Raw genomic sequence first — 11,611 nt, 5'->3', positions numbered from 1 at the left:
TCTGATAAGCTCCGTTCACGCAGGGCTTCTTTTTCTTCCCCGCATTATAGCATGCCTTTAATTATCCTTCGACTATTTTAAATTAACTTTCTAATAGTTCTAGGGGACGCACGTTTTTTTGTACTAAAACAAAGGTAAAAACTAGTAGACATAATCAAAATATTTTTTGATCATGAACCGTACAGTGTGCTCTTCTCAATTGATAACAAGGCCTTTGGTGCAAACTGTGAGCTGGGTCCTGGGAGCTTGCTTCCATTCATTAAAAGTCCCGTTTATCGTCTCTTAGTGCAGCTTAAAATACCAACGGTGGGCCCATTTTAGCCACCTCGCATGAATCTTTATATTCAACACAATTTGTAGATCAATCAGATCGTCCACCAATTTGCACGGACACCACATATAGTGCTATAATGATCGCCTAACCACTATATATAGAAAAAGGGCGATGATTAGTTACGGAAACCATAAATATTCTCTACATCAGTTTGAGCGGCAACACGAAATATTTTATTAGCAGACTGACAACATACTTTGAGAAAGAACGTCATGTTCGGGTTAGTTCAATTAATGTTAAAGAACACCCTGAATTCACCACTCTTGACCAGCCGTTTGTTACCTTCCTACCAGCCTTTCTTAAAGGTGGTAATGGGGTTAATGACGGTTATACTGAAATATTAACCACTATTTTGGGAGATTACCTCGCGTACGAAGGCAATTACCAGCATTGCTACGGTATTATCGGTAGCGGTAATCGTAATTTTAATAAGCAGTTTGCACTCACGGCTAAACAATATGCTAAACGCTTCGATTTTCCTTACATTACCGATTTTGAGCTACGTGGCACCGCACACGACATTCCTCGCATTGCCGATGCCATCTTAACCTATCGCAATCAATTTTGTTTTCAAACAACGAAGGAGTAATCCCTAATGGTAACTAGCACCCCAGAAATGGAAAATACCTATTTTTACTTAAATAACCTCGTAAATATCCCAAGCAACGGAGAAATTCCGCTACATTATGATCAAGAAGCCCTAAAGGCTTATTTCGAAGAGACAGTTAAACCGAAGACCAAGCAATTTGATTCGTTAAATGCCAAGTTAAATTACTTGGTTGACGAAGATTATATCGATCCAAGTATCCTGGAACAATACTCTCACAAGTTTGTGCAGTCCTTGTTCGACCAAATGAGAGACCATCACTTTCGTTTTCGCAGCTTTCTCGGTGCCTACAAGTTCTACACACAATATACCATGAAAACTAATGATGGCCAGCAATTTTTGGAAGACTTTGTCGATCGCGTCGTCTTCAATGCCCTCTATCTCGCTAATGGTGATGAACAACTTGCCAATGACATTGCCGATGAATTGATTTCACAACGTTATCAGCCTGCCACCCCCACGTTTCTCAACGCGGGTAAAAAACGGCGCGGTGAAATGGTATCATGTTTTTTAATCGATGTGGCCGACTCCATGCTCTCAATTGGACGCGGCGTTAATTCTGCCCTTCAACTATCTCGAATCGGTGGGGGCGTCGGCGTTAACCTGTCAAACTTGCGCGCCTCAGGTGATCCTATTAAGCAGATTTCCAACGCCTCGTCTGGCGTTGTACCAGTGATGAAGTTACTTGAAGACTCATTTAGCTACAGTAACCAACTCGGGCAACGGAACGGCGCCGGAGTGGTTTATCTCAACGTCTTCCATCCTGACATCTTACATTTTCTGGATACCAAAAAGGAAAATGCGGACGAAAAAATTCGGGTGAAGACCTTGTCCCTCGGTTTGATTGTTCCTGATAAGTATTATGAATTACTCAAGACTAACGAACCAATGTATCTTTTTAGTCCCTATGATGTCGAACGTGAATATCGTACGCCATTTGCTTACATCGATATCACCAAAGAATATAACAACATGGCCGCTAACCCCAATATTAAGAAGTCAGTTTTTAACGCGCGGAAACTAGAACAAAAGATTTCTCAACTCCAACAAGAATCTGGTTATCCTTACATCTTGAACATTGATACGGCCAACCAAACTAACCCTGTCGATGGCAAAATTATTATGAGTAACCTTTGTAGTGAGATCTTACAGCCTCAAGAACCGTCAAAACTTGATGATGACCTATCGTACAAGACAATTGGCACCGATATTTCATGTAATCTCGGATCAACTAATATCATGAATATGATTGACTCGCCGGACTTCGGTCACTCAGTTGAGGTTGCTGTTCGTGCGCTCACCCTCGTAACTGACACAACCGACGTTAAGGAAGTACCAACTGTTAAACATGGTAACGAACTTTACCACACGATTGGATTAGGGGCTATGGGTCTGCATACTGCCCTTGCACGCCACCAAATTGAGTATGGCTCACCAGAGGCCCTTGAATTTACTGATGCCTACTTCCTAGCTTTAAACTACTATTCACTCGTTACGAGCAATCGAATTGCCCGTGAACGCCACGAAACCTTCGCTAAATTTGACCAATCAAAGTACGCTGATGGCAGTTACTTCGATCAATACTTGAACGCAGACTTTAAATTTAAGAGTACCAAAGTTGCAAAAATCTTCAAAAATATTAAATTACCATCTGTTACAGATTGGAAGGCACTCAAGCAAGCTGTGATTACTGGCGGCCTTTATCATCGTAATAGACTCGCTGTGGCACCGAACGGGTCAATTTCGTACGTCAATGAAACAAGTGCATCACTTCATCCAATCACACAATTAGTAGAACAACGTCAGGAAAATAAGGTAGGCTCAATCTTCTATCCAGCACCTTACCTGTCTAACGAAACTTTGCCTTACTACACACCCGCATATGATATTGATCAACGAAAAATTATTGACACCTATGCCGTAGCTCAAAAGCACATTGATCAAGGCATGAGTCTGACACTATTTATGCGTTCAGTTTTGAAACCTGACCTTTACGAGTGGAAGGACAATAACAATTTAAAGATGACAACCCGAGACCTTAACCGGTTACGGAATTACGCCTGGACAAAAGGCATTAAGTCACTTTATTACATTCGAACGTTTACAGAAGACGATGAAATTAAAACGGCAAATGAATGTGAATCATGCATGATCTAGGAAATTCACTTGGGGTCTTACCGTCCGTTTAACACACCGGCATACGTTATTGGGTCACAAGACCCATATACCCATGAATCCTAATTAAGGAGACGAACAAATAACGATGGACTACTTATACTACAAAGCAATTAACTGGGATGATATTAAAGATAATTTCGATAAATACATGTGGGAACGACTCACCACTAACTTTTGGTTGGACATTCGGATTCCCATCACGAATGATCAAACGGCTTGGCAACAGCTATCAGATACTCAACAACAGGCCATTACTCGTATGTTGGCAGGTACATCAATGTTAGCCGTCTACCAATCAGAAGTTGGTACCCCTGCTATTCGCCACGATCGGCGAACTCAACAAGAAGAATCCGTATTAAACACCATTACCTTTATGAAATCAGTCCATGCCAAAAGCTGTACGACCATTTTCCGGGCTCTGATTCCGGGTAACGGCGGTGAAAGTTTTACTTGGGCAGATGATAATGCCAATCTGCAAGCTGAAATTGACCAACTAGCCCAAATGAGCACTAGCGATATGGCCTTACAGAAAAAAGCCCTTTTTATTCTGACTGAAACTGGGCTCTCGTTTGGTAAATACTGGACAATACTTCAAACACAGGCTCTCGTTAATACTTACCAAATGTTGGCTAATATTCTCCGCGGTAGCGCTCTTTTTAGTGCTTATATTGGTTACAAATTTCGCCTCAGATTTGAAGAACTCACTGTAAGTGATCAAACCGAACTGCAGTATTGGATTAATACACAGTTTGATCAACTCATGCAAACTGAAAAAGACTTCTTAGAAGCTAACCTTGACGATGCCACCGAAGCCATCAATCTGGCCTCCTATGGTGCCAATCATGCGTTAATGTCACTTGGCTTTAACGCTGTCTACGAAGTTCAACCGTCTTCACTAGTGGCGCAACTCAAAGAACTGATGATTGATCAAAATCAATTTTTGCAACAGGTAACGGCTGCAAACAATGAATCGGACACTGAAAAAATGACCGATGACGACTACGACTTTTAAGGAGTATTCAACTAATGAGCTATAAAACAATTAATTGGGACATCATCGAAGACGAACTTGACGAATATGTATGGGATAAAGCAACGGCACAATACTGGCTGGATACGCGAGTACCTGTTTCTAATGATTTACGGGACTGGCGGACACTCTCTGGCACCGAAAAATCGGTTATCAATCGGGTGGTGGGTGGATTAGCCTTGCTGGACACACTCCAATCTGAAGAAGGAGTCGACGTGATGCGGCCCGACGTTCGGACACGAAAAGAAGCAGCAGTCCTCAATGACTTTTTGATGATGGAGTCAATTCATGCCAAAAGCTACGGCACTATTTTGACATCTTTGAACGATCAAGCCACTGTTGACGAAGTATTCAAATGGATGAACAATAATCCCAGAATGCAATACAAAGCCAAACGGATCAATGATATTTATCAAACGGGAAACAACCTTGAAAAGAAAGTTGCAAGCGTCTTTCTTGAAGGAATTTTGTACTACACCAACTTTTTTACCCCACTTTGGTACCGTGGTAACAATAAGCTGGCAAATCTTTCTGAAGTTATCAAACTGGTGATCCGCGATGAATCTGTTCATGGTACCTACCTCGGCTACAAATTTCAATTGGGATATAACGAGCTATCGGCGACTGAACAAAAAACATTCAAAAAGTGGATGGATGAGTTGCTCGACGATCTCCTTGAGAACGAGTTTGCGTTCACCGAAGAAGTTTACGCGCCGATTGGGTTAGCGGAAGACGTTAAACAATTCGTTCACTACAACGCCAACAAGGCGCTCCAAAATATGGGCTTTGAATCCCGCTTCCCCAATGCTGAGATTAAAGATATCAACCCAATCGTAATGAACGGAATTTCAACCGAAACGGCCAATCATGATTTCTTTTCACAAGTTGGTGCTGGCTATCTAATGGGTAATGCTGAAGCTATGAGTAGCGGCGACTATGACTTCTAACATAGGCTTCTAGGCATAATTAAAATTAAAAAAAGGCTAATATCTACAGGAAATATTAAAGTAAAGCCCCCTGAGTTGTACTAGTCCCTGTCAAGTTGTCATTTGAAATAATATAAGTTTTGCTTTGCTTAAACGGCCTCATTCCAGTGTTCCGCTGGGGTGAGGTCGTTTCTTGCTGGTGAACGATCTAGTTGATTAAAATAGTTGATGCCTTCTTCGACCAAGGCCACTAATTCTTTATAGGTAACTGGTTTAGCGTGTCGATCAATCCAGCGCAATTTGAACTCGTTCCACCAACGTTCCATTGGTGCGTTATCATACGGCGTCCCTGGTCGTGACATACTACGGGTGACTTCATGTTGCGCCAAAAAGTTATTGAATGTTCCTGATGTGCATGCCGAACCTCGGTCAGTATGCACTACAGGGTGGACGTCACCCGCAAAATTAAAGGCCCGTTGAAAAACCTGAACTTTTGCCTTCGAAGTTTCAGTTTCACTTAATTTATGGGCAATTAGATGGCGACCGTAAAGATCCAGCGCGCCACTCAAACGCACTTTATACTGACCGTTAACACCATAGGTCAATTCCGTTGAAGCAGCTAACCAAACCTGGTTTGGTTGGTTAACGCCAAAACGCTGATTTAAAACATTATCTTGTAAGTATTGCTCCTGTTGTTTGATTCGTGAATGCTTTTTCTGATGAACCTGGCAACGAATGCCTAGCTTGCTCATAATCCTCTTAACTTGCTTTAACGTCACCTGTTCGGTGACGGCCGGGTCTTTTCTGAGATTAGATAATATTTTGGTACTACCAATACTTTGATGATGCTGGTTATACCAATATTGAACCCGTCCAGTTAAGAAGTTATCTCGAATCCCCCAATCCGTTACGTTACGATGTACCTAATGTCTCCTTCCTGAGCTGTGGTATAATAGATCAAACGTGTGAGACATTAGAGTGTGACACAGTAACTTTTAAATCTTAATCAGATCAACTAGTTGAGTAGTTTCCCAGAAACTGACGTCAGAATTAATATGATAAGAAGGAAAATATATGAAAATTGGTTATGCTAGGGTGTCGTCTGAAAATCAGAATTTAACTCGGCAGATTGAAGCTCTAAAAAAGTCTGGTGTAGAGAAAATATTTCAGGAAAAAGTTTCCGGAAAATCAGTTCAAAATCGCCCTGAATTGCAAAAAATGTTAGAGTTCATTCGTGAAAAAGATATTGTCACTGTTTTGGATTTAGATCGACTTGGTAGAAATGCTCAGGACATTACTGACACCATTAACTTGATTCAACAAAAGGAAGCCACACTAGATGTTTTAAGTTTACCGAGTTTCACTGATATACAAGATGTTAACTTACGTGGTTTATTAACCAATTTGGTTTTTGAAATATACAAATATACAGCTGAAGAAGAGCGCAACAAAATTCATGCTAGGCAGAATCAGGGAATCCAATTAGCTAAGGAGCGCGGGGAGTATAAAGGAAGAAGGCGGCAATATAGTCCACATGGATCAAAACGCTACCTATATAAAAGGGTAGTTCAAATGCTCAGGGATGGAACGAATATTGCACAAATTGCAAGGAGTACTGGCGTACAACGACGACAGATTTATCGTATTAAAGAATATGCTTTAAAAGTTGGAGACTTAGGCACTCCCAAAAGGGAAGTGAATAGTTAGGGCCTACAGGACAAGTTAGTGTTTTTTAGGGACCATCGGTCAAATAATAAAGCACTTACATTGATAAAACATTTTGGAGATGAACTATGTTTTTTAAAGATTGGACAAAATACAATAGTTTCGAATTAGTTATGATTACGTTGGGATGTAGCATTTATGCGTTCAGTCTAGATTTAGTCTCTATTCCAAGCGGCTTGGCAGACGGCGGTCTGAGCGGAATAACTCTGATTATTCGTCATTTCTTTCATATTAACTTGGGAATTAGTACTTTATTTCTGAATATTCCATTGATACTAATTGGGTTGCGCTACTTAGGCAAGCGCATGATGGCTTACACTATTTATGGCACCATTTGTTTATCACTATTTCTAATAATATGGTCACAGCAGGCTCTGATTCAACCACTACCATTGAGAAATGATTTATTATTGTCATCACTGGTTGCAGGGGTATTATCAGGGTTGGGAATTGGTCTGGTTTTTCGTTATAACGGAACTACTGGTGGTAGTGATATTATTGCTCGGGTTGGCCAGAGAAGTTTTGGATTTTCTTCGGGAAAAGGAATTTTGATTATTGACTACGTAGTATTAGGGCTATCACTATCATACTTAGATCTGTATCACATCGCGTACTCGCTAATTGTTAGTTTCGTATTATCTAAAGTAATTGATATGGTCCAAGAAGGGCCCAATCGTGCTAAGGTATTATTCATTGTGTCAGATAAAAGCCAAAAAATTTCCCAATTAATTGATGTTTCTTTAAATAGAGGATTGACATATTTGCAAGCTGAAGGTGGTTATCAGCATGATCAAAAGCAAGTGATTTATTTGGTGGTTCAACCGCGGGAAATTCCACAATTGAAGCAATTAATTAAAGCGATTGATGAACGGGCATTTGTGACGGTACTGGATGCCCATGAAGTGATTGGAGAGGGCTTTAGTTATCAACGCAAAAGATACCATGTTAATTGGCAGCACAGTAAAGAATAAAAATTAATAGACGTTTTAATATGAAAAAACGGCTATAATCTACTAGTCACTGATTAGAAAATTGTTGTTTTGATCACGTAGAGCAGTTGGGTATTGAACAATAATATATGTGAAAACGGCCAGGATTCAAATTTTATAGTTTTACTATTGAGACAGACTTGAAACCAATAGGTGTATTTTTTACAAGCCTTAAGTTTTGACAAGTATCAAGTAACTATTTTTTGAAATAATGCGGGGAAAATTATGAAACGAAATATTCAGTCTATCGGAAATACTATGCTCAGTATTATCAGTAGTACATGAGACGAGAGAGAACTTTTGGAAACGGTTGCTTAGATAGGTTGTGAATATTTTTTGAGTAGTATGGGTGGCTTTTTTGAGTAAGTTAAGTGACAGCATTGATTGTTATATGATTGTGTATGTCCTAAATGGACACAAGCAACGCTCCTAAGCAAAGCCTGTATGTACTGATTTCAAAAAAGCCCTCTATTCCGCATAATAGAGGACTTTTTTGTGTGCATTCTGCTTCATTTAAACGGACAAGTATACGTCTAAAAGGTGAACGTGTTGTCTGAGGGCGCGTGATTATTTACTTTTTAGTTTATAGTCAAGCTTATCCTTTGTTTCCATCATCGATACCAATTCATCGTAAGTATCACGTGTTTGGGGAGTTAGTGATTCAAGATAACTTTCAATCATCAAAGAAACCATTTCACTAGCTGAACGCTTATCAGCTGTTGCTTTAGACAAAGCCAAAACGGCGTTTCTGGTATGATTATCAACTCGCATGTTTACATCGAAGGTAGGAATTTTTTCCGCACTATCTTCGCCAAAACCTGCTTGCTTTCTAGAAATTGATGATACATTTACGTTTACCTTCTTATCAGGACTTTTTACCTGATTATCATTATCGTGTTTCAAAAGTCCTCCCATATTATTCTGCCTCCAATCTAGATATTAATTCAGTAGCAACAGCCGTATATGCGCTGTGAGTAGCTTTATCCCAAACAGAACGACTGCTTTCAGTGATTCCAGTAAGGTCGTATCTCTTTACTCTTTCCATAGCAGTAATGACATTTTCAAATATGTTGTCTTCCCCAAATTCTTCTACGGCCTGTTTAAGAACGGCATTGTCAATAATTGATTGCCCTTTTGTAAGAACTGGAAGAATACCCGCTACATCTACTTTTGCTCCAAATTCGTCAATTAAATTCGTTTGTAAATAGCTTAAGAAACTTTTTGCTCCCAGCAATGCTCTTTGCTGAGTTTGTAGCATAACAATGATCCAATCGCAGCACATAAAAACGTTATCGTTTGTTAAACTCATTGTAGGGCTTACATCAAGAAACACGAAGTCGAATTTGCTAGATATATTTGACAAAGAGTTTTTAAGATAGCTGACTTTAGCTTTTTCATCAATGTCTTGTTTATCAACCCACCGACTGAATAAGTTCATATCAGCAGCAGCTGGTATTAAGTCAAGATCGTTCTTAATGTTAATGATGCCGTCATTTAAGTCTTTTCCGTTAATTAGTAATGCGAAAAGAGATGGGTCAATTGTGATGCTGGAATTTTCGTGACTTTTTGTTTTTATCATTAAATCAGTTAGGTTTGCTTGAGGGTCACAATCTACCATAAGCACTTTATATCCCATATTTGATAATTCCCAACTGATTAAGGCTGTAGTAGATGTTTTACCAGTACCACCCTTTTCATTGGCGCAACTAATTATCATTTTTTAAAATTCCTCCATTTGTACACGGTACACGGTGTACTGTGTTATATGTACAGTGTACCGTACTCAGTACACAATGTACAGAAAAAATACTTAACAATTGAATGCGGAATGACGGCTTTTTTATGAAATTATTTAAGTGTACAGTACACAGTACCCAATACACGGTGTACAGTTTACAAGATACGGTGTACGGTGTACAGTGTACTGTACACAAGAAAAGTTGACCAAAAATTTGATAACTGATATAATGATAACCGTAGTCAAAATAGAACAAAAAAAAACACCCACCGATTCCCGTCGGTGAGCGCCACACAAAAGTCAACCCATTTAATGACTATTATATCATGGCCGGTGCGATTTTTAAAGCCCTAGGGGACAAGCTGGGGTCTAAATCCAAGGGGACACGTTTGCCAGTGCGACTTCAATAAGTCTGGCTATACCACAACAAGGCTATCTGTACGGCTGGGTGGTGAATGGTGAGCGCGACCATTAACGGCGCGGGTGGTAAAACGAAGCTTCGGCTTGGTGCCACTGATTAGTTGACGATCGAACAAAAATAAATACGTATTGCCAACGCCTACTAGGGCGTTTTTTAGTAGGTTAAACCGAAAAAGTAGGTTTATAATGAGTGGTGGTAGCAATACCGCAATTGTACAGACAAGCGACGGGCGTTAACGACCGACGAACTAAGGGGCAACTTTTAGTAGTAGAATTGTACTCTGGTTCAGTTATTCCAAATAGCTGATTCCAGGGAACAATTCTGCGCTCAAAACGTCACTCCCTCTAAACTGAATGGAAAACCATAACCCGTCAAGTCAAAACCAACATTAGAATCAAGAAAGTTGATGATTTAAAATGCTTGATTTAAGAGATTGTGAGATTGCTTTTACCGGACGTCTATCTACCATGACTCGGGATCAAGCTTTTAGTTTGGCGAAAGTCTTTGGGGCGAAACCACAAAATTGGGTTACGAAACAGACAGATTATTTAGTGGTTGGGTTAATTGAGACGACTTTAGGTGAGGAGCCCATCACAAAAAAGTTATTGACGGGAACACCAACGATTTCAGAACGGGATTTTTTGGACTGGTGTCAGGCACGATTGGCGCAATGGTCTAGGAGTTTAGGCGGTTAAATTCACAAAGTGAGTTTAATGATTTTTGGGGGATTTTTCATCTAGACCACTCCTCTCCCGTCAAATTGCACAATAAAAAGGCCTACCCAATTGAGGATAGACCTTTTTACTTTATTCAGCTTTGTCATCTACTTTAATCTCAGCACTAGTTGAGGTCACATTGGAAACGTTCGCACTAGTTGGTGTTTTATCAGCTTGGCTAGCGGAGTCCACCTCGTTTTTAACATGTTCTAAGGTGCCTGTCGTGTCCTGTGAGACGTTTACAGTTTGTACGTCTGTAATTACACCTAGCATACCTAAAATGGTCAGAACCGTGTCAAGTGGTAGATTGCAAATTCGGATTAAATTTGCAATCTACCACTTGACATAGGAGCTATACGGTAATCAAATGTTTGATACCCTTATAAAATAACTTAGCGGCCCATGCTAACGATTATCTCTACGTTGGTATGAGCCGCTTATTAATAATTTGATTTAATCAACTTTTAGTAAAATGGGTAATTAAGGATTACGTGGATATGCCGAGTATCACCCCATAAGTCCCCTTTATCCTGTATCTTTTAGTTTGTATTGTTTAAGTTCGTTTTCCCTTGACGTAAAAATTCTATTCCACCAAAGATTAATGTCCAGCAGATTGCCCCAACGGCCCCAACAATATCTTCTGGGATGAAGAACAGGCTGATGAAAATGATACCGAAGAATAATATAGTTAATGGGCTGGTAATTTTATACCATGGCATAATAAAACCATTTGGTAAAAAATCAGTGGAAGCCCGGTATCTTCTGTGAGCAACTAATGTCAATGTGTAAACAATAATATACATATCACTAGACACGCCGGTTACGATTGTAAAAACTGAACTGATGGCAGTTGTTAAACTCATAATCGGAGTGATTAAGACTAGCGAAGCGGTAAAAGCAATTGCAGCGGCAGGGACGCCACTGCTTGATATATTAGCAAACATCTT

The 11,611-nt window shown here is 39.9% G+C and carries 10 protein-coding genes and 1 pseudogene; 7 read left to right on the top strand and 4 right to left on the bottom strand.

Annotation, left to right across the window (positions count from 1 at the left end; translation table 11 throughout):
- Positions 1-464: 464 nt before the first annotated feature.
- The 4 genes from nrdI to nrdF all read left to right on the top strand — a co-directional run bounded on the left by nrdI (position 465) and on the right by nrdF (position 5,096).
- Entirely contained in the window at positions 465-923 is a 459-nt protein-coding gene (nrdI, locus tag KGF70_RS15355; protein WP_072533468.1) for a class Ib ribonucleoside-diphosphate reductase assembly flavoprotein NrdI, read from the top strand.
- 27 nt (positions 924-950) lie between these two features.
- A complete protein-coding gene (gene nrdE / locus KGF70_RS15350) occupies positions 951-3,098 on the top strand; it encodes a class 1b ribonucleoside-diphosphate reductase subunit alpha (RefSeq protein WP_056953169.1) in 2,148 nt (715 codons plus the stop codon).
- A 106-nt stretch (positions 3,099-3,204) separates the two neighbouring features.
- Positions 3,205-4,131 (top strand): ribonucleotide-diphosphate reductase subunit beta, encoded by a 927-nt coding sequence (locus tag KGF70_RS15345; RefSeq protein ID WP_010623241.1) that lies wholly within the window; start codon positions 3,205-3,207, stop codon positions 4,129-4,131.
- 14 nt (positions 4,132-4,145) lie between these two features.
- Positions 4,146-5,096, top strand: coding sequence for a class 1b ribonucleoside-diphosphate reductase subunit beta (gene nrdF / locus KGF70_RS15340; RefSeq protein WP_020923860.1), 951 nt, complete (start codon positions 4,146-4,148; stop codon positions 5,094-5,096).
- Between the two features lie 128 nt (positions 5,097-5,224).
- Here nrdF and KGF70_RS15335 read toward each other — a convergent pair whose 3' ends face one another.
- A complete protein-coding gene (locus KGF70_RS15335; RefSeq protein WP_216769420.1) occupies positions 5,225-5,827 on the bottom strand; it encodes a DDE-type integrase/transposase/recombinase in 603 nt (200 codons plus the stop codon).
- A 322-nt stretch (positions 5,828-6,149) separates the two neighbouring features.
- On the opposite strand from KGF70_RS15335, the gene KGF70_RS15330 reads away from it, so the two are divergent.
- Complete coding sequence (locus KGF70_RS15330; RefSeq protein WP_065675016.1) at positions 6,150-6,782, top strand: recombinase family protein; 633 nt, start codon at positions 6,150-6,152, stop codon at positions 6,780-6,782.
- Between the two features lie 86 nt (positions 6,783-6,868).
- Complete coding sequence (locus KGF70_RS15325; protein ID WP_021356783.1) at positions 6,869-7,771, top strand: YitT family protein; 903 nt, start codon at positions 6,869-6,871, stop codon at positions 7,769-7,771.
- 585 nt (positions 7,772-8,356) lie between these two features.
- Here the strand turns inward: KGF70_RS15325 and KGF70_RS15320 are convergent.
- Together KGF70_RS15320 and KGF70_RS15315 are read right to left on the bottom strand one after the other, a co-directional pair.
- Positions 8,357-8,704 carry a DUF5388 domain-containing protein gene (locus tag KGF70_RS15320; RefSeq protein WP_027821221.1) on the bottom strand — a complete coding sequence of 116 codons (348 nt, stop codon included), beginning with the start codon at positions 8,702-8,704 and terminating at the stop codon, positions 8,357-8,359.
- A gap of 1 nt (position 8,705) precedes the next feature.
- Positions 8,706-9,506: a ParA family protein gene (locus tag KGF70_RS15315; protein ID WP_021356781.1), complete on the bottom strand. Its 801-nt coding sequence runs from the start codon at positions 9,504-9,506 to the stop codon at positions 8,706-8,708.
- Between the two features lie 858 nt (positions 9,507-10,364).
- Between KGF70_RS15315 and KGF70_RS15310 the strand changes: the two genes are divergently transcribed.
- Entirely contained in the window at positions 10,365-10,643 is a 279-nt protein-coding gene (locus KGF70_RS15310) for a BRCT domain-containing protein (protein ID WP_216769421.1), read from the top strand.
- 560 nt (positions 10,644-11,203) lie between these two features.
- Here KGF70_RS15310 and KGF70_RS15305 read toward each other — a convergent pair.
- Positions 11,204-11,611 (bottom strand): annotated as a pseudogene (locus KGF70_RS15305) (amino acid permease); the annotation flags it as partial.

The organism is Lactiplantibacillus sp. 7.2.4 (genome assembly GCF_018991185.1).
Classification (GTDB): Bacteria; Bacillota; Bacilli; order Lactobacillales; family Lactobacillaceae; genus Lactiplantibacillus; species Lactiplantibacillus pentosus.
The sequence above is the reverse complement of the archived record's forward strand: the minus strand, read 5'-3'. Positions and strand labels throughout refer to the sequence as shown.